Genomic DNA, 24,712 nt, shown 5'->3' on the forward strand with positions numbered 1-24,712 from the left:
TTTTTACTATTTAAACTCTTAATGAACCACGAAAACCTCTTGCGGCATAATACGAATCGGCCCCATTATGATATACAAAAATCGTATCATATCGAAAGTCTGAAAAAATTGCTCCGCCAAGTTTTCTGATATTTGCAGGCGTTAAAATCCAACTTGAGGTTTTAGTATCAAATTTTCCAAGTTTTTGAAGTTCACGATATTCTTCTTCATTCAAAATTTGAATTCCCATTTCAGAAGCCATATTTATAGCGCTGTCTTTAGGTTTATTTTCTTTTCTCTTTTCTAATGCTTCATGATCGTAACAAATACTTCTACGTCCTTTTGGGCTTTCTGCTGCACAATCATAAAAAATATATTCATTTGTTTTTTCATCATAACCTACAACATCCGGCTCGCCTTCAGTTCTTTCCATTTCGTCAAGAGACCAAAGTTTTTCAGGATTAGCTTTTAGTTTTAATTCAACTTTTTCCCATTCGATATTTTTATGACGATGCTTATTATTTTCAAAACGTGCTTCTAAAACACTCAATAATGATTCTTGCTGTTCTGACGATAATTTATTTTTTTGATTATTCATAACTTTTGAATTAATTATTTGAAAATAAATTCTGAGAGATATTTTTCAAGCTTTTCTATATTCTCTTTTTGTCCTTGATCTGCTTTGTGAGCTTTTACAATAATATCAAACATTTCTTCAGAATCGAATAAAAGTGTCCAGTCTAATAGTGTTTCAGAATTGTTAGATTCAAATAAAACAGTTGTAATAAAATGCGGATTGAAATGTTCGAAGACAATTTTTCTAAGTGAGATAATTTCTTTAAAGATACTGCGGTTTGGGTAATTCTTTCCATCCGGTCCATGCATTGTTAAATTCCACTCCCCTTCTTCCCTAAAATCCATTTTATGAATTGTATTTGTAAAACCGTTTGGTCCCCACCAATTTTCAATATGTTCGGGATTTTTCCACATTTCCCAGACTATATCCGTTGGAACTTTAAGCAATATTTTACTTTGAAGAATTCTATTTTGAATATTATTTTCTCTTCCCATCTTTAACTGACTGATTTAATCGTTCAACCCTTTACCTTCTAAAATATTTGGAATATTTTTTTCAACTCTAGATACTCTGGTTTTGGATTGTTTTGGTTGAGAAAAATGCAAAAGATAAGCCCTTTGTCTTCCAGGTGTAAGTGCAGAAAAAGCTTTTTGTAAATCAGGCATAGCATCTAATTTCTTTTGAAATTCTTCTGAAACGGCAAATTCAGAAGTTTTTTTCAACTCTACTTTCAAACCTGCTTTTTCGATTTCTATTGCTTGATAGATATATGTTTTCAAGATGTCTTTTAATTCGGCAATTTCTTTAAGATTTGTAAATCGTATTTGACGTGCTGCCTGAACATTCTCAGATTGCTGGATCAAAATTCCATCTGTATCTTTTAATAAAGCTCCTTTAAAAAACAAAAAGGCACAATATTCTTTAAAAGTATGAATTAAAACAATATTGGTATTTTGAAAAGTATAACATGGAACTCCCCATTTTAATTCTTCACTTAATTGACAATCTAACACGATTGTTCTCATTACATCTAATTCTTCCTGCCATTTCTTGGCTTCATCAAAAAAGAAATCAACTTTTGGATTTGCATTAATTTGTGACATCTCAATTTAATTAAAAAAATAATCTTTCAGAATAGGGAAAGATTTCAATTTAAAATTAAAACTTTTTTTTGATTTAATGATACAATTTAAAAATCCAATAATTAGAAGAATATAGTATCTAATGCAAGATAGGAATGAAATAGTTTTAAGACTTACAAATTAACAAGCGAAAAATAAGTTCTAAGGCATTATCTATTATCAATAAACCACAAAGTTGTTTTGACAAAAAAACAAGTTAAAACATATTATTTTAAGTAAAAAACACCATTCTCATTCAAACGTATGGAGACATAAAAGCTGTAAAATATTGCCTGCAGTTTCAACCGCTGGGACGCTTGTATTATAACTTTAGATTCTTTTCCTTGGATTTTGTTTCCAAAAGTTTTACAAAACAAAAAATCCTCATCAAATGAATGATGAGGATTCTTTAAAGAAAGGCGACGACATACTCTCCCACAATGATGCAGTACCATCTGCGCAGGCGGGCTTAACTACTCTGTTCGGGATGGGAAGAGGTGAGCCCCGCCGCAATAACCACCTTAAGGTTTTTAGTTGTTGGTTTGTGGTTGTCGGTTGATGGATTTCTCCAACAACTATCAACTCTTGACCATCAACTGCTCTGCGTCGAGCTAATATTTTAACATACTGAGATAAAGAAAAGTAAGTTTTTGTTTAGAAAGTTTCTTCTCCCGACCGTAGTCGGGAGAAAAGGGTGTACATAAGCTTACGGATTATTAGTACTACTCGACTATGACATTACTGCCTTTACATCTATAGCCTATCAACGTGGTCATCTTCCACGATCCTTAAAAGAAATCTCATCTTGTGGTGGGTTTCGCGCTTATATGCTTTCAGCGCTTATCCCTTCCAAACGTAGCTACTCTGCGGTGCCCCTGGCGGGACAACAGATACACTAGAGGTTTGTCCAATTCGGTCCTCTCGTACTAGAATCAGATCCACTCAAATTTCTAACGCCCACAGTAGATAGAGACCGAACTGTCTCACGACGTTCTGAACCCAGCTCGCGTGCCACTTTAATGGGCGAACAGCCCAACCCTTGGGACCTTCTCCAGCCCCAGGATGTGACGAGCCGACATCGAGGTGCCAAACCCCCCCGTCGATATGAGCTCTTGGGGGAGATCAGCCTGTTATCCCCGGCGTACCTTTTATCCTTTGAGCGATGGCCCTTCCATGCGGAACCACCGGATCACTATGCTCTACTTTCGTACCTGATCGACCTGTATGTCTCTCAGTCAAGCTCCCTTATGCCATTGCACTCTACGCACGGTTACCAAGCGTACTGAGGGAACCTTTAGAAGCCTCCGTTACTCTTTTGGAGGCGACCACCCCAGTCAAACTACCCACCAAGCAATGTCCCCCACACTATGGGGTTAGGCCTCAGATAAACAAAGGGTTGTATTTCAACAATGACTCCACAACGCCTGGCGACGCCGCTTCACAGTCTCCAACCTATCCTACACATCATTTATCCAAGGTCAATACTAAGCTATAGTAAAGGTGCACAGGGTCTTTTCGTCCCACTGCGGGTAAACGGCATCTTCACCGTTACTACAATTTCACCGAGCTCATGGCTGAGACAGTGTCCAGATCGTTACACCATTCGTGCAGGTCGGAACTTACCCGACAAGGAATTTCGCTACCTTAGGACCGTTATAGTTACGGCCGCCGTTTACTGGGGCTTCAATTCAATGCTTCTCCGAAGATAACATCTCCTCTTAACCTTCCAGCACCGGGCAGGTGTCAGGCCCTATACTTCATCTTACGATTTTGCAGAGCCCTGTGTTTTTGATAAACAGTCGCCTGGACCTCTTCACTGCGGCCCCGATTGCTCGGGGCGACCTTTCTCCCGAAGTTACAGGTCTATTTTGCCTAATTCCTTAGCCATGAATCTCTCGAGCACCTTAGGATTCTCTCCTCAACTACCTGTGTCGGTTTACGGTACTGGTACTAATTACCTGAAGTTTAGAGGTTTTTCTTGGAAGCCCTTAGGCGCACTATCTCTTTGTCCGAAGACTCCGAGTACTATCGTATTTCACCAGTCTCTGCGGATTTGCCTGCAGAGCCTATAGCTAGGTACTTTAACGAACTATTCCGTCAGTTCGCGGCGCTTTCATCACTCCGTCACCCCATCACAGTAATTAGTAGTACGGGAATATTAACCCGTTAGCCATCGACTGTCCCTTTCGGGTTCGCCTTAGGACCAGACTAACCCACAGCTGATTAGCATAGCTGTGGAAACCTTAGTTTTTCGGTGTGCGGGTTTCTCGCCCGCATTATCGTTACTTATGCCTACATTTTCTTTTCTAACCAGTCCAGCTCTCCTTACGAAAAACCTTCTGCCCTGTTAGAATGCTCCCCTACCACTTACAATTGCTTGTAAATCCATAGCTTCGGTAATATGCTTATGCCCGATTATTATCCATGCTCGTCCGCTCGACTAGTGAGCTGTTACGCACTCTTTAAATGAATGGCTGCTTCCAAGCCAACATCCTAGCTGTCTGGGCAGACAAACCTCGTTCTTTCAACTTAGCATATATTTGGGGACCTTAGCTGATGGTCTGGGTTCTTTCCCTCTCGGACTTGGACCTTAGCACCCAAGCCCTCACTGCTGAGAAACATTATACAGCATTCGGAGTTTGTCAGGAATTGGTAGGCGGTGAAGCCCCCGCATCCAATCAGTAGCTCTACCTCTATATAACTTAATTCAGCGCTGCACCTAAATGCATTTCGGGGAGTACGAGCTATTTCCGAGTTTGATTGGCCTTTCACCCCTACCCACAGGTCATCCGAAGACTTTTCAACGTCAACCGGTTCGGACCTCCACTGTGTGTTACCACAGCTTCATCCTGCCCATGGGTAGATCACACGGTTTCGCGTCTAACACTACTGACTAAAGCGCCCTATTCAGACTCGCTTTCGCTGCGGATCCATGGCTTAACCACTTATCCTTGCCAGCAGCGTTAACTCGTAGGCTCATTATGCAAAAGGCACGCCGTCACCCCACGAAAGGGCTCCGACCGCTTGTAAGCGTATGGTTTCAGGATCTATTTCACTCCGTTATTCACGGTTCTTTTCACCTTTCCCTCACGGTACTGGTTCACTATCGGTCTCTCAGGAGTATTTAGCCTTAGCGGATGGTCCCGCCAAATTCAGACAGGGTTTCACGTGCCCCGCCCTACTCAGGATACCACTATCTATTACATTTATTACCCATACGGGGCTGTCACCCTCTATGGCCCGACTTTCCAGTCAGTTCCGGTTCTGCATGCATAAAATGTCGTGGTCCTACAACCCCATCATTGCCGTAACAACAATGGTTTGGGCTAATCCGCGTTCGCTCGCCACTACTTACGGAATCACTTTTGTTTTCTTCTCCTCCGCCTACTTAGATGTTTCAGTTCAGCGGGTTTGCCCACCTATCGGTGTACTATGTCTTCAACATAGTGGGTTGCCCCATTCGGGTATCTGCGGATCAATCAATGTGTGCTTGTCCCCGCAGCTTTTCGCAGCTTATCACGCCCTTCATCGCCTCTGAGAGCCTAGGCATCCCCCATACGCCCTTATTTTGCTTATTGTACCAATCTTGTTAATTAAAACAAGACCGTTTTTTTTTGTTTTTTGTTATAAATAACAAAAAACGCTTTCTACTTTCTTATTATTTTCTTATCTCAATATGTCAATGAACTTTTATTTAGCCCAAGGTCTAAAGTCTAAAGTCTTAAAGTAAATCACTTTGGACTTTATGACTTTAATCTTTATGACTAAAATCGTGGAGAATAACGGAGTCGAACCGTTGACCTCCTGCGTGCAAGGCAGGCGCTCTAGCCAGCTGAGCTAATCCCCCATTTTTCAATCTTAGATTGTAGAATTCAGATTTTAGATTTAAATTCCTATCTAATTTCTTTGGTGAATCCCAGCTTCCAGAATTTCCTTTATTTCTTAAGTTTTCAGTTTTTAATTTGTTGTTTTTATAATTTACAATTCATAATTTATAATTAACAATTCTTAAAAAGTAGTCCCGGGCAGACTCGAACTGCCGACCCCTACATTATCAGTGTAGTACTCTAACCAGCTGAGCTACGAGACTCTGTTTTACTTAAGTTTTCATTATTTTTTTTAAATTAACAGCAAGAGTAATACAATCTCAGACTAAAACCAATAGGTTTCGCATCTTTTTCCCTCAGCGTGCATATAGCTAACACTAAGGCTCTAGAAAGGAGGTGTTCCAGCCGCACCTTCCGGTACGGCTACCTTGTTACGACTTAGCCCTAGTTACCAGTTTTACCCTAGGCAGCTCCTTGCGGTCACCGACTTCAGGCACCCCCAGCTTCCATGGCTTGACGGGCGGTGTGTACAAGGCCCGGGAACGTATTCACCGGATCATGGCTGATATCCGATTACTAGCGATTCCAGCTTCACGGAGTCGAGTTGCAGACTCCGATCCGAACTGTGACCGGCTTTATAGATTCGCTCCTGGTCACCCAGTGGCTGCTCTCTGTACCGGCCATTGTAGCACGTGTGTAGCCCAAGGCGTAAGGGCCGTGATGATTTGACGTCATCCCCACCTTCCTCACAGTTTGCACTGGCAGTCTTGTTAGAGTTCCCGACATGACTCGCTGGCAACTAACAACAGGGGTTGCGCTCGTTATAGGACTTAACCTGACACCTCACGGCACGAGCTGACGACAACCATGCAGCACCTTGTAAATTGTCTTGCGAAAGTTCTGTTTCCAAAACGGTCAATCTACATTTAAGCCTTGGTAAGGTTCCTCGCGTATCATCGAATTAAACCACATGCTCCACCGCTTGTGCGGGCCCCCGTCAATTCCTTTGAGTTTCATTCTTGCGAACGTACTCCCCAGGTGGGATACTTATCACTTTCGCTTAGCCACTGAAGTTGCCCCCAACAGCTAGTATCCATCGTTTACGGCGTGGACTACCAGGGTATCTAATCCTGTTCGCTCCCCACGCTTTCGTCCATCAGCGTCAATCCATTAGTAGTAACCTGCCTTCGCAATTGGTATTCCATGTAATATCTAAGCATTTCACCGCTACACTACATATTCTAGTTACTTCCTAATAATTCAAGTTCAGCAGTATCAATGGCCGTTCCACCGTTGAGCGATGGGCTTTCACCACTGACTTACTAAACCGCCTACGGACCCTTTAAACCCAATGATTCCGGATAACGCTTGGATCCTCCGTATTACCGCGGCTGCTGGCACGGAGTTAGCCGATCCTTATTCTTACGATACCGTCAAGTCCCGACACGTCGGGATGTTTCTTCTCGTACAAAAGCAGTTTACAATCCATAGGACCGTCATCCTGCACGCGGCATGGCTGGATCAGGCTTGCGCCCATTGTCCAATATTCCTCACTGCTGCCTCCCGTAGGAGTCTGGTCCGTGTCTCAGTACCAGTGTGGGGGATCTCCCTCTCAGGACCCCTACCCATCGTTGCCTTGGTAAGCCGTTACCTTACCAACTAGCTAATGGGACGCATGCTCATCTTTCACCGTTGTGACTTTAATAATTAAACCATGCGGCTTGATTATACTATGAGGTATTAATCCAAATTTCTCTGGGCTATCCCTCTGTGAAAGGCAGATTGCATACGCGTTACGCACCCGTGCGCCGGTCTCTATATCCGAAGACATATACCCCTCGACTTGCATGTGTTAAGCCTGCCGCTAGCGTTCATCCTGAGCCAGGATCAAACTCTTCATCGTATATTGTAATATTATATATTCGACGCTTCCTCTAGTGGTTTATTCTAATCTTACCGATTCTATTACTCTTATTCTTTTGTTCCGATCTGCATCGGAACGGCTGTCAATTCAATATGTCTACGAACGTATTTCTTTTTGTTTTCCGCTTGTCTCTCAAAGCGGGTGCAAAACTAAAACTTCTTTTTGTTTCTCGCAAGAAAAATTTAAAAAAATTTGAAACTTTTTTTTCGTTTCTTTTTTCTTAATTTCTCCTCCAGTCTCTCAATGAACTTCCGTGTTTTGCGGGGTGCAAATGTAAAAAGCATTTTCAAATCTCACAAGCTTTTTTTAATCTTTTTTCTGAAAAATTTTTCAGTTTTGATTTTCATTTCTTGCCAGTGTTTCAGGGAACGTCTTTCGCTGTTGCGGGTGCAAAAGTACACAACAATTCCAGTTACGCAAGCCTTTTCTCAAACTATTTTTAATCTTTTTTGTAATTATTTCTTAACTCCCTGATAACACAAGTTTTACAATTTAAACTTTTTTGAAAAATTATAAGGTTTTTCTGCAAAACATTGCTTTTTCCTTATTTTATACCCTTTCACCAATACCGTTTTTGAAGAGTTTTTATGTTTTAAAGCCGTTTTATAAACAATAATTATGTTTTGAAAACGAATTTCCTAGCCCCGATAGCAGCGAAAATCCTTTTGTGCCGGGGTTTGGCACAAAAGATTGAAGCGGATAGCGGGAAATAGCTCCTGAAAATTGCAATTATGAAATCACAAATTCTAAACTTAAAGACTTCGACTGCGTTCAGACGGACATATATACTATATGTAATATGTTGGTGGATTAAATTACTTTGCACACAAGACGAACTGCTGTGCGCCTCTACGAAAATTGGGGCGTAATTATAATTTCATACTTATATTATATATGCATATAAAAAACAAACCCGACTGGTTTTGAAAACTGTCGGGTTAGTGAAATATGTTGTTTTAATCAATCAATCGAAACGAATTGCTTTTACAGGAGAGATTTTTGTTATTATATAGGAAGGAATTAATAATACTAAGAAGCATACTGTTATAGTTAACAAATTCAACAGAGCTATATAACCCCAATTTAAATATACGGGAGCTTGGTTCACATAGTAGTTTTCGGGATTTAGATGGATGATTCCGAATTGCTGTTGAATTAACAGTAACGAAATCCCAATTAAGTTGCCCCAAAATAATCCTCGAACAATTAGGTAGAATGCATTGTATAGAAAAACTTTGCGGACCGTCCAGTTATTTGCACCTAATGCCTTTAGAATTCCAATCATTTGTGTGCGTTCTAAAATAAGAACCAATAATGCTACTACCATATTAATTGTAGCTACCAGAATCATTATGGCAAGAATTACAATTATATTGAAATCGAAAAGCTGAAGCCAGTCAAAAATATAGCTGTACTTTTCGGTAATTGTTTTTGTATCGAGATTTGAAGAGATTTGTTCATAAATCTGGTTTCCTGTTTCTTTAATAGTCGTAAAGTCTTTTACAAAAACTTCAAATGCTCCAACCTGATCCGGACTCCATTTATTGATTCGCTGAATATGACGAATATCTCCTATTATATATGCAGCATCGAAATCCTGAAATCCTGAACTAAAAATTCCTGCAATTTTAAATCGGCGGCTGTTTGGCAGTTTGCCTTGTTCTTCTTTTATGAAGAAGGTATTGAAGCTGTCTCCTAATTTTAAATTCAATCGATCTGCAAGAAATCTTGAGATGATAACTTCTTCGTTTAGTGTTTTTGAAAAATCAGGTAATTTACCTTCTACTAAATACTCTTTTATATTATTCCAATTGTAATCTGCTCCTACTCCTTTAAAAACAATTCCTTCAAAGGCGTTTTCCGTTCTGATTATTCCGGCTTTGCTTGCGACTGCCTGAATATGGCTTACCTCAGGAACTGATTTGAAATTTGGATAAAAATCCTGTTTTTTTGAAATTGGTATTAAGGTTATCTCTGAATTATTGTTGTCGTAATTCGAAATAATGATCTGGCCGTTGAAAGCAGAAACTTTTTCGCGTATTTTTTGCTGTAATCCAATTCCGGTTGCCACAGAAACGATCATCATAATTATGCCAATTGCAATTGCGGAAATGGCAATTTTAATAATTGGTGCCGATATACTGCTTTTGTAATCTTTGGCAGTGATAAGTCTTTTTGCTATAAAGTATTCTAGATTCAATAGGGTTCTGTTATGATTTATATTTCTTGTTCGATTCCACGTTATTCAAAAATACATTTAAAAAAGCGAAATGTATAATCTTAAAGCAACAATGCTTTTTAAAAGCTTAAAGCGGTAATTTCTTTTTCATTTCTTCTACTATATTATAAGCAGCAGGACAAATTGCAACATTTTTTAAAGTCAGATCTGCAATTTGATGAAACTTTTTGCGATCTGTATGCGGAAACTCTCGACAGGCTTTCGGTCTTACATCGTAAATTAAACAATAATTTTCACTATCCAGGAATGTACAAGGAACGCTTTTTAAAACATAATCTTTATCTTCATCAATACGAAGATACTGATCAATAAATTGTTGTGGTTTTTGTCTGAAAGATTTTGATATTCTTTCAATATCTGCCAAAGTAAATAAAGGCCCAGTTGTTTTACAGCAATTGGCACATTGCAAACAATCCGTTTTTTTAAATTCGGTATCATGCAAGTCCTGCATAACGTAATCTAAATTCTTTGGCTGTTTCTTTTTCAGCTTATCAAAATACTTTTTGTTTTCGATATGCTTATCTTTGGCTAACTTATTTAAGTTATTTAAAATCTGTTTCAAGTTTAATATTTAAAGTTGAGCTGCAAAATTAAACAACTTTAAACTTGAAACCTTAAACTTTGAACTAAATTACGATGAAAGATCTTTTTGGGAAAGCGATGTATGATTTCCAGACTAATAATTCGCCCGAAGATATTATTACTGAAACTTCAATTTCTGAAGAAGATGAAATGAGCGTTGAATATTTATTCCGCTCTTATGATGAAATGCCGAAAATTGAACAAAAGGCTTTACAGCTTGCAACGGGAAAAACTTTAGATGTGGGATGCGGAGCAGGAAGTCACAGTTTGTCTTTACAAAATGACCGCAATTTAGATGTTACTTCAATAGATATTTCTGAAAAAGCAATTGAAACTTGTAAGCTTCGCGGATTAAAAAACGCTATAGTTGAAAATATATTAGATTTTGAAGGAGAAAAATTTGATACAATTATTTTACTAATGAACGGAACCGGTATTTTTGGAAAATTAGAAAACTGCAATATGTATTTATCAAAATTAAAATCACTTTTGAATCCAAACGGGCAAATTTTAATTGACAGCTCAGATATTATCTATATGTTTGACGAAGATGAGGACGGTGGAAAATGGATTCCTTCTGAAACAGAGTATTATGGAGAGCTTACTTTTACTATATCATATAAAGGAGAGAAAGAAGAAACTTTTTACTGGCTGTATCTCGATTATAATACCCTGCAGAATGCCGCAATTGCAAACGGATTAAAATGTGAATTAGTTATGGAAGGTGAGCATTACGATTATCTAGCCAGACTTTCTATTTAACACAAAACAAATATTGAAATCATGGAAAAATTAGATTTAGAAAAATTAAAATATCCTATTGGAAAATTTATTGCCCCCAATGAATATTCGTTTGAATATATCTCAGAAAAAATCGAAGAAATCGCTGGTTTTCCTGAAAAATTAAAAAAAGAAACAATTGATTTAAGCGATGAGCAATTAGACACACCGTATCGTCCTGAAGGCTGGACTGTTCGACAAGTAATTCATCATTGCGCCGAAAGTCACATGAATTGTTACATTAGATTAAAGTGGGCTTTAACTGAAAACAATCCGATTATAAAACCATATGATGAAAAATTATGGTCTGAACTGCCTGATAGTTTAACGATGCCAATCGCTCCAACACTAAATTTATTGAATGGACTGCATTTTAGATTAGCTTATATAATGAGAAATTTATCCGAAGTTGATTTAGAAAAGTCATTTATTCATCCTGAAAATAATTCGGAATATCTAATTCAACAAATTATTGGAATGTATGCCTGGCACGGAAATCATCATTTAGCACATATTACCAATTTGAAAAAACACAAAAACTGGAAATAACATATTGTGCATTTTTTATACAATGTATATTTATTACATAAAAAAAACTCTCCAAATTTGGAGAGTTTTTTTTATGCTTTATGGTATATTTAAATACTTATGCGTTTGAAGTGAAACTCTCCATTTCGGATTATTCATTACATAATCTACAATCAACGGAGTCATTTCTTCTTTTTTACTCCACTCTGGCTGAAGAAACAAAATGGCATTATCATTAACCAATTCTGCTTGTTCTTCTGCAAAGATAAAATCGTGTTTATTATAAATAATTACTTTTAATTCATTCGCATTTGCGTAAACATCCGGCATTGGAAGTTTATTTTTCTTTGGTGATAGGCAAATCCAGTCCCAGATTCCAGATAATGGATAAGCTCCAGAAGTTTCAATATGAACTTTTAAGTTTTTATTTTTTAATTGCTGCGTCAATAGCGTCATGTCCCATGTAAGCGGTTCTCCGCCGGTAACCACAACCGTATTTGCATAACTTGAAGCATTATTTACAATTACATCGATATTTGTTGGCGGATGCAGTTCTGCATTCCAGCTCTCTTTTACATCACACCAGTGACACCCAACATCACAGCCTCCAATTCTAATGAAGTAAGCAGCGGTTCCGGTATGAAAACCTTCGCCCTGAATGGTATAAAATTCTTCCATCAAAGGCAGCATTGCTCCTTTGTTTACTTCTAATTGTATTTCTTTTGGTAACATTATTTTAATTTAATGTGCAAAGATAGTCAATTAATTATGGAACAAAAAAACCGATAGTTCAAAGTGAACTATCGGTTTAATAAATTAGTTTAAAACTATATTATTTTAAAGCTTTCACTGATTGTGAAGCGTATGTATTTGCCGGATCTAAAACTAAAGTTTTATTGAAATATTCAATTGCTTTTGCTTTATCAGTGTTTGCATAACTTGCTCCAATACTGTTATAAGCTTCTACGATTTTTTTAACTGTAGCAGGTTTTGCTAATTCTTCAGCGCCTTTTGCAGTTGTTTTAGCAACGTATTCTTCGTAGTTTTTGATAATTAAATCATCTTTTTCTAACAAGTTGTTGATTCTTCCTTTATATAAGTAAGCCTCGTCGTAAGTTGGAGATGCAACTAAGATTCTATCAAAAGCAGCATCTGCTTTAGCTAACTGAGCAGCATCCGCAGCTCCGCCAGTTTTATTAGCATTTGCATAGTAAACTGAAATACCATAATAAACGTTATCATCTAAGTAGTTCTTAGAATCTTTGTTGTTTGCACCAAATTCAAAGATAGAAGCTGCCTGAGCAAATTGTTTTTTTCCAAATAAAGCTTTTCCTAAATCGTTAAGTTCTTCAACTACTAATGGCTCTAATTCAATTGCTTTTTTGATGTCTGCAATACCTGCGTCAAACGAAGCCTGATCTACAGCACCTTCAGCATTTGTTCCTTTTTTAATTTTAGATAAACCTAAATATAAATAATCTCTGCCAATTACTTTATTCGTTGGAGTTTTGATATAATCTTCGATAGATTTAATAGCGACATCAACGTTTCCATTTTCGTAAGCAGCGTAACCTAAATATCTAAAGATTCTAGGATTTACTTTATCTTCAGCAATCATTTTGTTTGCAACAGTTTCTAAACTCTTATAATCTTTTACCAAGATCAAGAAATCTGCGTGACGCATTTTAGAATCTAAAGAATAATCTGTTAGGCTTAGGTATTTTTCGTAGTTTGTAATTGCATTTTGCAAATTAACTTTAGCTGTAGAAGGCTTGTTTCTTCCCCATTTGTAATATGTTTCAGCTAATTCTCTGTAAACTGGGCCATAATTTGCGTTCAGAGCAATAACTTCATTGAAAGATTTAATAGCTTCATCGTAAGATTTTGCTCCTTTCAATAAAACACCTAATTGCATTTTTGCTCTCAAAAGAGTTGGATCTGCTGTAAAAGCATCACGGTAAGCCTTGTAAGCATCATTTTGATTGTTAGCTCCATAATATGCATCTCCGATAGCCAAAAGCGCACTTGCATTTTGCGGTTCGATTAGTAAAGCTTTTTTCAAACTTGCAACTGCATTTGTGTAATCAGGATTTACAGAGTTCATGTAAGCTTTACCGATGTAAATAAATTCATCTACATCTTTACGCTTAATATCTTTTGTAGCTAAAGCAAAGTTAGCTTGTGCACTAGCTGTGTTTTTATTATCAAGATCGATTTGACCTAAACCAATATAGTTTAAGTTTTTCTTATCTGATGCTTCAATTCCGTTTAAGTAATAGATTTTAGCAGAATCTACAACACTTTGATTTAAGTAAATATTCCCTAAAACAAAATTAGCCTCACCATCTGAAGGTTTCGCTTTGATGATTGATTTAAGTAATGTTTTTGCTTTTTGAAACTGTTCAGCATCGATTGCCTTTTTTGCTTCTTTAATATCTTGCGCATTTGCAACAGAAGCTGAAGCAACCATAGCAAGACTAAAAATTTTAAATTTATTCATCTTTATAGTAATTAATTTATTCGTTATCTTTTAAAATTTCATTTCTAATTTTAAGTTTTCTACCTGGAGTTCTTATTGGAAGTAATCCGGATTTTAAAACTATTCTCTGTCCGATGTCTCCTGCAACAAATGAGGCAAACCCCATTCCTAATCCAGAATAACCCTGACAGTTAATTATAAACAAATCACGTGCCAAAGGATATTTCACTTCTGCAAGATCATTTTGTGTAGGATTATAATATTTATCATCATTTAATCCTTTTACACTCAATACATTTATTTTTTTCACAACATCAACCATATTTGGTGACGGCTGTGATAACCAATTTACTCCAACTACACCAATCATTCCATCATTTTCAGAAACAAATTTAATTACTTCATCATTTGTTTTAAAAGAAAAAACATTCTTTGTTGAAACATCTTTTACTTTTGCCAGTTCTTTCATATATCGAACTGTACTTGAATTTGGGTTATCAAACACCAAACCTTTAATTCCAGGATCTGATTTACCTTGCATAAAGTCAATTACAGTTTTCAACGCAATTAATGTATCATTATTACTTTTGTTAGAAATTAATGCAATAGCATCTATAGCAAAAGGAGTGATTCTAGGTTTAATTTTACTTTTTTCGAATCTGCTGATTTCTTCTTTAGTTAAATCTCTGGTTGTAACTGCAACTTTAGCTTTTTGATTTAGCAGATCATTTATAAGTTCAGCTTCAGATTTAGGCTTAAGTGAAATTTTTGCATTGTAGTAAGTTCCTTCAAAAACCGCAACCTGGTCTTCAACAATTGGTTTTACAGTTTCATCAACTGTAATTTCTAAAGTACCTTTTAGAATCGTTTCTTTATCAGATTCATTCTTGCTTTTTTGGTTACACATTGCAAACAAAAAAACAAAAACAACCAAACCTAAAAACCTGCTGTTTTTTAGCATAATTATTCTGTATTTGAATTTATTAATCTTAAAAAACGTATTGCTGAATAAACAATGAGCAATCCGCCAAAAGCATATCTGTATTTAGGTTCCATATTTAAAGGAAGTTTTTCCCAAAACATTATCATTAAACCCAGTACAAGATATATTAAAAAAAACAGTATTCCTAAAACAAGAAGAAATCGCTCTTTGAGCGATTTCTTCTGAATATTATTAAGCATATTTTTTAACATTATTCTGCAGATTGAATAGTAATAGGTAAAGAGTAAAGAACCCTAACTTTTTTACCATTTTGCTCGCCAGGAGTCCATCTTGGACATTTTTTAAGAACACGAATTGCTTCTGCTCCTGTACCGTAACCGATATCCCTTAAAACTTTAATGTCGGTTAATGAACCGTCTTTTTCAACTACAAAAGTAACGTAAACTTTACCTTTTAAACCTTCTTCTTCCGGAGTCTTGTAATTATTTCCTACGAATTTGTAGAATTTATCCATCCCTCCAGGGAAATCAGGTTTTACTTCGATACCAGCTGTGTTATATACACTGTTATCTTCTTCTACTACTTGAGAAACTGGTCCTGTACCTACTGGCTCATCAACAGTTAAAACTGCATCCGGATCTCCCTTGATTGTTTCAGAACCCACTTTCTTATCTTTCAAATCCTCAATTTTTGGAGGATCTTCAGTAACTTCATTTGCTTTAGCAACCACAGGTTTCACGAACTTTACCTGATCCACTTTTGGCGGCGGTGGCGGTGGCGGTGGTTGGTTAGGCTTAACTTCCTCTTTTTTAGGAGGTAATTTTACTGTCGCGATCTTAATATCTTTATTCTCTTCATCTGCACTAGAATCTGGCAAAAAGCTTGCAATAAGAGGAGCTGCTACAGCAAAGCTAAAAATGATCGAACCTATGATAAGTGCTTTTACCGTAGTTTTTGTGTTCGATTTTCTTAACTCATATGCACCATATATCTTATTACGCCCTTCGAATACGATATCAAGCCACTGATTTTTAATTATATCTAATTTCATTTTTCTTGATTATTAGGATGTTAAAACAAAATTACTCTTGTTTTTTATCGATCAATTTTGTTTCCTCAGGAGTAAACTCAGGAACGATTGCATAAGTCTCAACTCCAGTAATCGCCATTTCATCTAATATATCAACTAAATTACGGTAAGTTGATTTTTTAGTTGGTTTGATAATAACAATGATTCCATTTTTAGGTTTACCCAAAGCTGTAGAATATTCTAAAACTGATTTCTTTCTTTTAAGAACTTCTCTACGAATCCCGTCTTTACCATAGGTAATATCTTTTGGTCCAGCTATAGGAGACTCTAATAACCCCATATAGTAAATCATTTTATTATCAGCACCTAACATAACAGTCATTGTACGATTCTCATCTACTTTAACTGGTTTCTCATCTATCTTGTCTGGACTTTTATCTGGAAGAGACAAATCCATCGATTGAGGTTTTGACAACGATGTGGTTAACATAAAGAACGTGATCAATAAGAATGCCAAATCCACCATTGCCGTTAAATCGACTTTCGAATTCTGCTTTTTACTTCTTACTTTGCCACCTTTTCCGCCACCACCGTCGCCGGTATTTAATTCAGCCATTTTAGTGTATCTTTTTTAATTAAAAGTCTTTTCCTCTCATACCTGTAACTAAGTTAAAGGAATTGATTTTTTGATCTTGTAAAATATCCATAATCTTTTTGATTTGTGGATATTGTTCTTTAGCATCTCCTTTAATTGCAATCTGCAATTCTTTATCATCAAGATCAATTGCAGCTCTTCTTGAAACAAGAAGCCACTCTTTTAATTGATTGTCTAAAGAATCGATTGGAATTCCAGGTTGATCCGCTTTAACTCTATCAGATGCTTTCATGTCAATGATTTGCTTCAAATTTGTTACCGGAACACCAAAGTCATCCATTAAAGCAAATTTAGTTTTATCATCTTCTGAAAAAGTTACACCGAATTTTGCACCCATTCCTTCAAGAGTTCTTTTACGAATCTCTCTCCCTTTAATGTCAAAAAACACTTTGCTTTTCCCGTCTTTTCCTTTACCTATTGTAATAATTGCCAAATCAGAATCTGGTAATTTACTTTGTACAGTAGAAGAAGGCATATCTACAGGAAGCGCTTCAGGCACTTTAGCAGTAGCGGTCAAGATAAAGAACGTAAGCAAAAGGAACGCAACATCACACATGGCAGTCATATCTGTCGATGTTGACTTCTTTTTCATTTTTATTTTAGCCATTATCTTTTTATTTTTATTTTGATATAATTAATTGTAATTATTAATATCAAAAATTAATTATTGTTTCAAACTTCCTCTGAATCTTCTGTAAGTATTCACGATTGTAGTACCAGCCTCATCGATAGAGTAAGTTAAATCATCGATTTTAGCAGTAAAGAAGTTGTAAGAAACAATTGCTAAGATAGATGTAGAGATACCTGTAGCAGTGTTGATAAGTGCCTCAGAGATACCAGTTGCAAGAGCAGCCTGGTCAGGAGTTCCAGCAGAAGCTAACGCACCAAACGCTTTAATCATACCTGATACAGTTCCTAATAATCCTCCTAAAGTTCCTAATGATACTAAAGTAGAGATAATAGTCATATTTTTTTCTAACATTGGCATTTCTAATGAAGTTGCCTCTTCGATTTCTTTGTGGATTACTTCTGAAGCTTCTTCACTGTTGAAACCTTCTTTTTTAACGTCTTGATATTTAATCAAAGCAGATTTAATTGCGTTTGCAACTGAACCTTGTTGTTTGTCACATGAAGCGATAGCAGCCTCGATGTTTCCTTCTTTAATACTTCCTTGAACGTTTTTCATGAATTTGTCAAGGTTAGCTTTTCCTGCAGCTTTACCAATAACAATGAATCTTTCAATTGAAAAAACAACAACCATTAAAAACATACCTAATAATACCGGTACAATAAATCCTCCTTTATAAACTTGTCCTAATGTATTGATTGGATGTCCAGTTTCAGGGTTACCTCCTTCGAAGTTAGCAGCATCTCCCATGATTACTTTCCAAATAAACACCCCAACCAAAATACACGCAACAATAATGATTCCTGTAATCATCCCTCCTCCATTTGAAGTGCTTTCTTTTTTAACTTTAACGTTTGCCATTTTTTTAAATTTTAATAGTTTTAAATAATTTTTATTTTTTAGTTATATTTAACTTGTAGGGTAGCAAATTTATACGTTTAGTTTAAATAAAAAAACTTTTTTTAATTTTATTGAAGGAAATTTAACGTCAAATTAAAAAATATCTCATTAATTTGTCGGTGTCTTTTTTATGATAAAACAAAAAAAAAGGCGATTAATAAAAAAATTACAACGTTTTAGTAAATATTCAAACAATCCATTGAAATCTTCTTAAAAAGCTGCGAATTTATTTTTTATGTTTATTTCAATCAAAAAAAGCATTTTCCTACTAAAAAAAAGATAGTTAAATTGTTAAAAAATCAAACAAAACCCTTATAATCATCTAAATTACAAATAAAAACATGAATAAAAAAGATAATTTCATTCAGGAGATAAATAACGGTTATTCTGCCAAAGGTGACTCTATAATTCTTGGGGGCGCAATTTTAGATGGAGAAGCAATTGCTGAGGCTCATGTCAAGATTCCTTTAAAAACCTTAAACCGCCACGGTCTTATTGCCGGAGCCACAGGAACCGGAAAAACAAAAACAATTCAGGTTTTTTCTGAACAATTGTCAAATGTCGGAATTCCGGTTTTGATGATGGATATAAAAGGTGATTTTAGCGGTATTGCAAAAGAAGGAAAAGAAGAAGGTTTTATTACAGAACGACATGCTAAAATAAATGTACCTTATAATGTAGCCGCATTTCCGGTTGAGTTAATGTCTTTGTCTAAACAAAACGGAGTTCGTCTGCGTGCGACGGTTTCAGAATTTGGTCCGGTTTTGTTTTCGAGGATTTTAGATTTAAATGACACTCAGGCTGGAGTTGTTGCGGTTATCTTTAAATATTGTGATGACAAGCAAATGCCTTTATTAGATTTAAAAGACATTAAAAAGGTTATCAATTATATTACAGAAGAGGGTAAAGATGAAATTGCAGCCAGTTATGGCAAAATTTCAACTGCTACAACCGGAACGATTCTTAGAAAAATTATTGAACTGGAACAGCAGGGCGGTGATTTGTTTTTTGGCGAATTGTCTTTTGAAACTGATGATTTAATGCGAATTGACGAAAACGGAAAAGGTTATGTAAACATCATCCGCTTGACGGATATTCAGGATAAACCAAAATTATTCTCTACTTTCATGTTAAGTCTTTTGGCTGAGATTTATCAAAAAATGCCTGAAAAAGGTGATGCAGAACAGCCAGAACTGGTAATTTTTATAGATGAAGCACATTTAATATTTAATGAAGCTAGCAAAGCATTATTAGAACAAATTGAAACGATTGTAAAACTAATTCGTTCTAAAGGTGTCGGAGTTTATTTTGTGACTCAAAACCCAATGGATGTTCCTAGCGGTGTTTTGGCACAATTAGGATTAAAAATTCAGCATGCACTTAGAGCTTTTACAGCAAATGATCGTCAGGCGATTAAAAAAACAGCCGATAATTACCCAACTTCTGAATATTATAAAACCGATGAATTGCTGACAAGTTTAGGAATTGGAGAAGCTTTGGTAACAGCACTAAACGAAAAAGGAGTTCCAACGCCGCTTGTTGCTACAATGATGCGTGCGCCGCAAAGCCGAATGGATATTTTATCGGCTTCAGAGATTGAAGAAATAAACAGTAAATCGAAATTGGTTAAAAAATACGCTGAAGAAATTGACCGTGAAAGCGCCTACGAAATCTTAACTAAAAAAATAACCGATGCCAATGAAGCTGCAGCTCAACGAGAAGAAGAGGAACCTACAAGATCTTCAAAAGCAGAACCAAGCACAGCAAGTGTAGTAGGGAAATCTGTTTTAAAAGTAGTAACTAGTGCTACTTTTATAAGAGGTGTATTTGGCGTTTTAACCAAAATCTTTAAGAAGTAAAAAATATTAAACCATATAAGTTATATAAGTTCATTTAATTTATATGTTGAATTATATTAAGTCACTAAATACCAAACCAGACAGGTTTTAAAACCTGTCTGGTTTATTATTATTCGCAAAGCATTATATTAACTTATATAACTTATATGGTTTAAAAAATTATGCGTTTTGCAGCAATTCTAAAATTTTGTTTTCAACTTCTGGTGAGTCCCAGATATTTTCTATGTTGTCCAGTTTTAAAACTTCATCCATAATTGCGTTTTGGAAATCCCCAATTGCCAAAGCTTCGGCATACGGGCGGTCACTAAAGGTAACACGGCTATAAAGCGGGATCCATTTATCCGGATGTTTATCTGAGAAGACTTTTTCTATTTTCTTTTGCAATAAGAATTTTTCGTCTGCTGTTTTGGTACTCATTTCCATGAAATTTCGATAGGAAAGTTCCGCAATTGCATCGGCATTTGGTTTGCGTGAAATTTGATATTCAGAGAAAATCTTTTTCCAGTCATCTCCAAATTTCTCAATCATTTCATTTAAAACCGTAATATCTTCAAAACCGGCATTCATTCCTTGTCCGTAAAACGGAACAATAGCATGGCAGGCATCTCCAATCAAAGCAATTTTATCTTCGTAAGTCCAAGGGAAACATTTCATCGTTACCAAAGTACTTGTTGGGTTTTTAAAAAAATCATTTGCCAGTTCCGGAATCACTTCTATCGAATCAGGGAAGTTTTTCTCAAAGAAATCTTCTACCATTTTACGATCTGTAAGCGATTCAAAAGAATTAGCTCCTTCAAAAGGCATAAATAAAGTGCAGGTAAAACTTCCGTCAAGGTTAGGAAGTGCAATTAACATATATTCGCCTCTCGGCCAAATATGAAAAGAATTTTTATCTAATTTATGTGTTCCGTCAGCATTTGCCGGAATATTCAATTCCTTATAACCCATATTTAAAAATTCCTGAGAATAATTAAACATGCTCTGACGCTGCATTCTGTGGCGGATTCTCGAAAAAGCACCATCGGCACCAAAAACCATATCATATTTTCTCTCCTCCCACTCGCCTCTTTCGCTTTCGCCAATGTGCAAAGTCGCATCGCTCAGCGTTACATCCCAGATTTTTTGTTCAAAATGAAATTCTGCTCCGGCATTTTCGGCCAAATCAATCATTTTTCTGTTTAGCTTTCCTCGAGAAATCGAATAAATCGATTCGCCTTCCTGTCCGTAATTCTGAAAATTGAGTTTATCGACTAAATGTATAGCACGTTTACCCATCGGAATTGCAATTTCCCGAACCGCATCTCCAACTCCAACACCATCAAGGGCTTTCCATCCACGATTAGACATTGCAAGATTAATAGAACGGCCAGAAAAATTTATTTTTCGAATATCAGGGCTGCGATCATAAACATGAACTGTGTGACCTGCTTTTTTAAGATAAATTGCCAACAGCGATCCTACAAGTCCAGAACCTACAACAGCAATTTTTAGAGAAGTTTGCATCGGGGAAAATCTAATATATAAGATCGTAAAAATAAGTAATAATTGTACATAAGCTTTAAATTACAACAAATATTTAACCTTAAACACCAAATATTTATTGGGACATATATACCCGGTTTCATAACAAAATCCTGTTTTATTAGATATATTTAGATTTTCAAAAGAAGTCATTTCGTTTAAATAAAATCTTAACTGGCGAAAAAATCTCGCAAAGCCGCAGAGTTGTTAAGTTTCTATTTAGCCACAGATTATTCAAATTGTAATGATTTTTTCACGCAGATTTAGCTGATTGAGCAGATAAATTATGCTTTACAAAAATCTGCTAAATCAGCGTAAAAAAAAATTGCAGTAATCAGAAATTATTTTAGAAGAATATCAGAATACTAACGAGATTATTAGGGGAGTTTGCTTTAAAGAATGTAATAGAAAAAATCTTATTTTAGTCTACAATTTTAAGATTACTGAATACCATATAGAAAAACCCAAAAATGAACCTCTACTCAGAACATTATGTAACCCCAAAAGCTGAAAGGTTTGTCAATAAAATTTGGTGTCTGGATAACAGCATCGGCGAAAGCCTGATCGAAAATAAACTCGTTTTACCAAATGGCTGTTTTAATCTTGCTATTGTAACTGGAAATGTTATAGAAGTTCATACCAGTAAAAACAAATACGAAATGAATGAAGGCATTTACTTTTGTTCGCAAATGACTAATAAAGTTTTGGTAAATATTCAGCCCAAAACTAATAATAGAAGGTTTAAATTTATGCTCGAATTCGTCTTGATTGAAAATAAAATAAAAAAAAAATGATTAATAGTGAAACCAAAAGCTAATTTAATCGTCTAACATTTTAAGCTCATAGATTTAATTCAAATAAAAAAATCGTAATTTCGATTCAACATACTGAATATCTATATTTTATAAATTTCAATCATCAATCAAAAACGAATCATTCATTAACTAAACCCATAACTCATCATTATGAAAAAATCAATCAAACTAATTGCACTATGCATAATACTGCAGCTTTTTACAATAACTGTTTTTGCGCAGGAAAAGACAAAACAAATCGAAGATCTTTTAGCCAAATACAATGAATATGGACAATTTAACGGATCTGCTTTAGTTTCCGAAAACGGAAAAGTAATCTTTAAAAAGGGTTTTGGTCTGGCAAATATGGAATGGAATATTCCAAATCAACCCGACACTAAATTCAGATTAGGCTCTATCACCAAACAATTCACAGCCTTTTTAATTGTAAAACTGGCTGAAGATGGTAAACTAAAACTGGATGTTCCAATCACAACTTATTTGCCTGATTATCCAAAAGAAACTGGAGATAAAATCACTATTCATAACTTGCTTACGCATACATCCGGAATTCCAAATTATACTGCTGCACCAAACTTTCTTAAAGATAAAAGCCGTACCCCTTATACTCCGGAAAACTTTGTAAAAACATTTAATAAACTGCCTCTTGATTTTAAACCAGGCGAAAAATTTAACTATAGCAATTCCGGTTACTTTTTATTGGGTTATATTATTGAAAAAGTAACAGGCAAAACATACGAACAATATTTACAGGAAACTATTCTTACGCCTTTAAAACTGGTAAACACAGGTTTTGACCATAGCGAAGTTATACTTAAAAACAGAGCAGCCGGTTATGAAAAACAAGGAAAAAATTTTGTTAACTCTTCTTTTATTGACATGAGTATTCCTTATGCAGCAGGCTCTTTATACTCGACTGTAGAAGATTTATATCTTTGGGATCAGGCCCTATATGGCAATAAAATACTTTCAGAAAAATCAATGGAATCATTATTTAAGTCTTATATAAGTTTAGGAAGAGCTTCTTACGGTTACGGCTGGTTTATTGATGAAGTGGATAATGGAGATAAAGTAAAACTAAAAACCATAGGTCACGGGGGCGGGATTAACGGTTTTAATACAATAATCTCTCGTTATCCTGCAGATAAAAATCTGATTGTTTTATTGAATAACACAGGCGGAACTGTTTTAGGTGAAATGAATGATGCAATTCGTGCTATTTTGTACAACAAACCATTTGAGCAGCCGAAGAAATCAATGGCACTTGAACTTTTAGACATTTTTAAAGAAAAAGGTACAACTGCAGGTTTAGATACTTATAAGAAATTAAAAAGCGATCCAACTTATGGTATTAAAGAAGGCGACATGAATGATGCAGGTTATCAATTATTGCAAGCCGGAAAAAAGAAAGAAGCCATCGAAGTTTTTAAAATTAATGTAGAAGCTTTCCCAAAATCAGGAAATGTATACGATAGTTTAGGCGAAGCTTATTTAGCCCATGGTGATAAAAAAATGGCTTTTACCAATTATTCTAAATCAGTCGAACTTGATCCTTCGAATGAAAATGGAAAAAAAGTATTAGAAGAACTTTCAAAAAATAAAGCCAAATAATTTTTAGAAAATCTCTTAAAACCAACTCCGATAAAATCGATTTTAAATCTGTTTTATCGGAGTTTTTTTGTTATAACTTGTAACATTCAGATTTGATGATTTATCATAAAAAATATTATTTTAGCCGTACCCAAAACAACTAAAATAACCTATGAAAAATCTAAAAAAGCATGTTTTTCTGGCTTTATTCCTATGCCTGTTTATTCCAACTATTTCTATTTCGCAAGTAAATCCGCCTCCTCCGGCAATGCCCACACAGCAAAACAAAATTATTGTAGACAAAATCATTGAAGCCGCACATTACAAAACCTACGTAATTGATTTTTGTTTAGCTAAAATCAATGAAGCTTCGGCAAAAGAAGGCTGGAACGAACAAAAAGCAATGGAAATTACGGAAAGTATCAATTACAAAAATTTCAGGGATGCGGTCTACAATCTTTTTGTTGTGTATGATGAAGTCGAATTAGAGACTTTACTAAAAGCATACGAGAAAGATACGGCATATCAAACCCAAAATATTATGACTACAAGTAAAGTGCTTACTAATAACCTGAACATTTTTGCAAATGATATTGTAAAGGGGAAGTATATTTCTAAGTAAGGTTCTGAGATGCTAAGTTTCTAAGTAAAGGTTCAAAGGGACAAAGTAACAAAGGTTCAAAGTTTTTTTAAGTCTCAAAATCTTTGTCGAAGTTTGAAACTTTGACAAAGATT

The 24,712-nt window shown here is 35.6% G+C and carries 20 protein-coding genes, 2 tRNA genes and 3 rRNA genes; 6 read left to right on the plus strand and 19 right to left on the minus strand.

The genetic code is table 11. The features are described 5' to 3' along the window. Positions 1 to 10: 10 nt before the first annotated feature. From AABD74_RS02405 to AABD74_RS02450, 10 genes are all read right to left on the minus strand, one after another. Entirely contained in the window at positions 11 to 577 is a 567-nt protein-coding gene (locus tag AABD74_RS02405) for a DUF4256 domain-containing protein (RefSeq protein ID WP_232680542.1), read from the minus strand. A gap of 14 nt (positions 578 to 591) precedes the next feature. After that, entirely contained in the window at positions 592 to 1,050 is a 459-nt protein-coding gene (locus tag AABD74_RS02410; RefSeq protein WP_232680539.1) for an SRPBCC domain-containing protein, read from the minus strand. Between the two features lie 15 nt (positions 1,051 to 1,065). Continuing rightward, complete coding sequence (locus tag AABD74_RS02415) at positions 1,066 to 1,659, minus strand: YdeI/OmpD-associated family protein (RefSeq protein WP_406844577.1); 594 nt, start codon at positions 1,657 to 1,659, stop codon at positions 1,066 to 1,068. Between the two features lie 432 nt (positions 1,660 to 2,091). Beyond that, positions 2,092 to 2,201: ribosomal RNA gene (gene rrf / locus AABD74_RS02420) — 5S ribosomal RNA — on the minus strand. Positions 2,202 to 2,373: 172 nt separating this feature from the next. After that, positions 2,374 to 5,255: ribosomal RNA gene (locus tag AABD74_RS02425) — 23S ribosomal RNA — on the minus strand. Between the two features lie 195 nt (positions 5,256 to 5,450). Next, positions 5,451 to 5,524, minus strand: a tRNA-Ala gene (locus tag AABD74_RS02430). 169 nt (positions 5,525 to 5,693) lie between these two features. Then, positions 5,694 to 5,767 (minus strand) — tRNA-Ile (locus AABD74_RS02435). Positions 5,768 to 5,893: 126 nt separating this feature from the next. Then, positions 5,894 to 7,407, minus strand: a 16S ribosomal RNA gene (locus tag AABD74_RS02440). The 16S, 23S and 5S rRNA genes sit together here with 2 tRNA genes alongside, the layout of an rRNA operon. Before the next feature lie 985 nt (positions 7,408 to 8,392). Continuing rightward, positions 8,393 to 9,628 (minus strand): ABC transporter permease, encoded by a 1,236-nt coding sequence (locus AABD74_RS02445; protein ID WP_406844578.1) that lies wholly within the window; start codon positions 9,626 to 9,628, stop codon positions 8,393 to 8,395. 106 nt (positions 9,629 to 9,734) lie between these two features. Next, positions 9,735 to 10,229, minus strand: a complete 495-nt coding sequence (locus tag AABD74_RS02450) for a YkgJ family cysteine cluster protein (protein WP_406844579.1) — start codon at positions 10,227 to 10,229, stop codon at positions 9,735 to 9,737. Between the two features lie 74 nt (positions 10,230 to 10,303). Between AABD74_RS02450 and AABD74_RS02455 the strand changes: the two genes are divergently transcribed. After that, positions 10,304 to 11,011, plus strand: coding sequence for a class I SAM-dependent methyltransferase (locus tag AABD74_RS02455; RefSeq protein ID WP_406844580.1), 708 nt, complete (start codon positions 10,304 to 10,306; stop codon positions 11,009 to 11,011). Positions 11,012 to 11,032: 21 nt separating this feature from the next. After that, positions 11,033 to 11,578 carry a YfiT family bacillithiol transferase gene (locus tag AABD74_RS02460; RefSeq protein ID WP_406844581.1) on the plus strand — a complete coding sequence of 182 codons (546 nt, stop codon included), beginning with the start codon at positions 11,033 to 11,035 and terminating at the stop codon, positions 11,576 to 11,578. 78 nt (positions 11,579 to 11,656) lie between these two features. On the opposite strand, the gene AABD74_RS02465 is transcribed toward AABD74_RS02460, so the two are convergent. The 8 genes from AABD74_RS02465 to AABD74_RS02500 all read right to left on the minus strand — a co-directional run bounded on the left by AABD74_RS02465 (position 11,657) and on the right by AABD74_RS02500 (position 18,153). Continuing rightward, positions 11,657 to 12,289, minus strand: coding sequence for a 7-carboxy-7-deazaguanine synthase QueE (locus AABD74_RS02465; protein WP_406844582.1), 633 nt, complete (start codon positions 12,287 to 12,289; stop codon positions 11,657 to 11,659). 100 nt (positions 12,290 to 12,389) lie between these two features. Next, on the minus strand, positions 12,390 to 14,057 hold the full coding sequence (locus AABD74_RS02470) for a tetratricopeptide repeat protein (protein ID WP_232682518.1): 1,668 nt from the start codon (positions 14,055 to 14,057) through the stop codon (positions 12,390 to 12,392). Positions 14,058 to 14,073: 16 nt separating this feature from the next. Next, on the minus strand, positions 14,074 to 14,997 hold the full coding sequence (locus AABD74_RS02475; protein ID WP_232682519.1) for a PstS family phosphate ABC transporter substrate-binding protein: 924 nt from the start codon (positions 14,995 to 14,997) through the stop codon (positions 14,074 to 14,076). A gap of 2 nt (positions 14,998 to 14,999) precedes the next feature. Then, positions 15,000 to 15,230 (minus strand): hypothetical protein, encoded by a 231-nt coding sequence (locus AABD74_RS02480; RefSeq protein ID WP_056208268.1) that lies wholly within the window; start codon positions 15,228 to 15,230, stop codon positions 15,000 to 15,002. Continuing rightward, positions 15,230 to 16,030, minus strand: coding sequence for an energy transducer TonB (locus AABD74_RS02485; RefSeq protein WP_406844583.1), 801 nt, complete (start codon positions 16,028 to 16,030; stop codon positions 15,230 to 15,232). The genes AABD74_RS02480 and AABD74_RS02485 overlap by 1 nt, the downstream gene beginning before the upstream one ends. Positions 16,031 to 16,061: 31 nt before the next feature. Then, positions 16,062 to 16,625 (minus strand): ExbD/TolR family protein, encoded by a 564-nt coding sequence (locus tag AABD74_RS02490; RefSeq protein WP_406844584.1) that lies wholly within the window; start codon positions 16,623 to 16,625, stop codon positions 16,062 to 16,064. Between the two features lie 19 nt (positions 16,626 to 16,644). Continuing rightward, on the minus strand, positions 16,645 to 17,271 hold the full coding sequence (locus tag AABD74_RS02495; RefSeq protein WP_406844585.1) for an ExbD/TolR family protein: 627 nt from the start codon (positions 17,269 to 17,271) through the stop codon (positions 16,645 to 16,647). A gap of 57 nt (positions 17,272 to 17,328) precedes the next feature. Next, positions 17,329 to 18,153, minus strand: a complete 825-nt coding sequence (locus AABD74_RS02500) for a MotA/TolQ/ExbB proton channel family protein (RefSeq protein ID WP_232682523.1) — start codon at positions 18,151 to 18,153, stop codon at positions 17,329 to 17,331. A gap of 380 nt (positions 18,154 to 18,533) precedes the next feature. Between AABD74_RS02500 and AABD74_RS02505 the strand changes: the two genes are divergently transcribed. Continuing rightward, positions 18,534 to 20,051, plus strand: a complete 1,518-nt coding sequence (locus AABD74_RS02505; protein ID WP_406844586.1) for a helicase HerA-like domain-containing protein — start codon at positions 18,534 to 18,536, stop codon at positions 20,049 to 20,051. Positions 20,052 to 20,210: 159 nt separating this feature from the next. On the opposite strand, the gene AABD74_RS02510 is transcribed toward AABD74_RS02505, so the two are convergent. Then, positions 20,211 to 21,554, minus strand: a complete 1,344-nt coding sequence (locus AABD74_RS02510) for an FAD-dependent oxidoreductase (protein ID WP_406844587.1) — start codon at positions 21,552 to 21,554, stop codon at positions 20,211 to 20,213. A gap of 488 nt (positions 21,555 to 22,042) precedes the next feature. Between AABD74_RS02510 and AABD74_RS02515 the strand changes: the two genes are divergently transcribed. The 3 genes from AABD74_RS02515 (at position 22,043) to AABD74_RS02525 (ending at position 24,599) form a co-directional block, all read left to right on the plus strand. Next, positions 22,043 to 22,366, plus strand: a complete 324-nt coding sequence (locus tag AABD74_RS02515) for a hypothetical protein (protein WP_406844588.1) — start codon at positions 22,043 to 22,045, stop codon at positions 22,364 to 22,366. 171 nt (positions 22,367 to 22,537) lie between these two features. Then, complete coding sequence (locus AABD74_RS02520) at positions 22,538 to 23,998, plus strand: serine hydrolase (RefSeq protein WP_406844589.1); 1,461 nt, start codon at positions 22,538 to 22,540, stop codon at positions 23,996 to 23,998. Between the two features lie 151 nt (positions 23,999 to 24,149). Next, a complete protein-coding gene (locus AABD74_RS02525) occupies positions 24,150 to 24,599 on the plus strand; it encodes a hypothetical protein (protein ID WP_232682528.1) in 450 nt (149 codons plus the stop codon). Positions 24,600 to 24,712 lie beyond the last annotated feature (113 nt).

The sequence above is a fragment of the Flavobacterium soyae genome, assembly GCF_045348165.1.
Taxonomy (GTDB): domain Bacteria; phylum Bacteroidota; class Bacteroidia; order Flavobacteriales; family Flavobacteriaceae; genus Flavobacterium; species Flavobacterium soyae.

Bases quoted from the DNA above. Each gene is read 5' to 3' on its own strand.
- AABD74_RS02500 (WP_232682523.1), bottom strand. From the start codon at position 18,153: ATGGCAAACGTTAAAGTTAAAAAAGAAAGCACTTCAAATGGAGGAGGG.
- AABD74_RS02485 (WP_406844583.1), bottom strand. From the start codon at position 16,030: ATGAAATTAGATATAATTAAAAATCAGTGGCTTGATATCGTATTCGAA.
- AABD74_RS02470 (WP_232682518.1), bottom strand. From the start codon at position 14,057: ATGAATAAATTTAAAATTTTTAGTCTTGCTATGGTTGCTTCAGCTTCT.
- AABD74_RS02525 (WP_232682528.1), top strand. From the start codon at position 24,150: ATGAAAAATCTAAAAAAGCATGTTTTTCTGGCTTTATTCCTATGCCTG.
- AABD74_RS02520 (WP_406844589.1), top strand. From the start codon at position 22,538: ATGAAAAAATCAATCAAACTAATTGCACTATGCATAATACTGCAGCTT.
- AABD74_RS02455 (WP_406844580.1), top strand. From the start codon at position 10,304: ATGAAAGATCTTTTTGGGAAAGCGATGTATGATTTCCAGACTAATAAT.
- AABD74_RS02410 (WP_232680539.1), bottom strand. From the start codon at position 1,050: ATGGGAAGAGAAAATAATATTCAAAATAGAATTCTTCAAAGTAAAATA.
- AABD74_RS02465 (WP_406844582.1), bottom strand. From the start codon at position 12,289: ATGTTACCAAAAGAAATACAATTAGAAGTAAACAAAGGAGCAATGCTG.
- AABD74_RS02495 (WP_406844585.1), bottom strand. From the start codon at position 17,271: ATGGCTAAAATAAAAATGAAAAAGAAGTCAACATCGACAGATATGACT.
- AABD74_RS02490 (WP_406844584.1), bottom strand. From the start codon at position 16,625: ATGGCTGAATTAAATACCGGCGACGGTGGTGGCGGAAAAGGTGGCAAA.
- AABD74_RS02405 (WP_232680542.1), bottom strand. From the start codon at position 577: ATGAATAATCAAAAAAATAAATTATCGTCAGAACAGCAAGAATCATTA.
- AABD74_RS02510 (WP_406844587.1), bottom strand. From the start codon at position 21,554: ATGCAAACTTCTCTAAAAATTGCTGTTGTAGGTTCTGGACTTGTAGGA.
- AABD74_RS02480 (WP_056208268.1), bottom strand. From the start codon at position 15,230: ATGTTAAAAAATATGCTTAATAATATTCAGAAGAAATCGCTCAAAGAG.
- AABD74_RS02415 (WP_406844577.1), bottom strand. From the start codon at position 1,659: ATGTCACAAATTAATGCAAATCCAAAAGTTGATTTCTTTTTTGATGAA.
- AABD74_RS02505 (WP_406844586.1), top strand. From the start codon at position 18,534: ATGAATAAAAAAGATAATTTCATTCAGGAGATAAATAACGGTTATTCT.
- AABD74_RS02460 (WP_406844581.1), top strand. From the start codon at position 11,033: ATGGAAAAATTAGATTTAGAAAAATTAAAATATCCTATTGGAAAATTT.
- AABD74_RS02475 (WP_232682519.1), bottom strand. From the start codon at position 14,997: ATGCTAAAAAACAGCAGGTTTTTAGGTTTGGTTGTTTTTGTTTTTTTG.
- AABD74_RS02515 (WP_406844588.1), top strand. From the start codon at position 22,043: ATGAACCTCTACTCAGAACATTATGTAACCCCAAAAGCTGAAAGGTTT.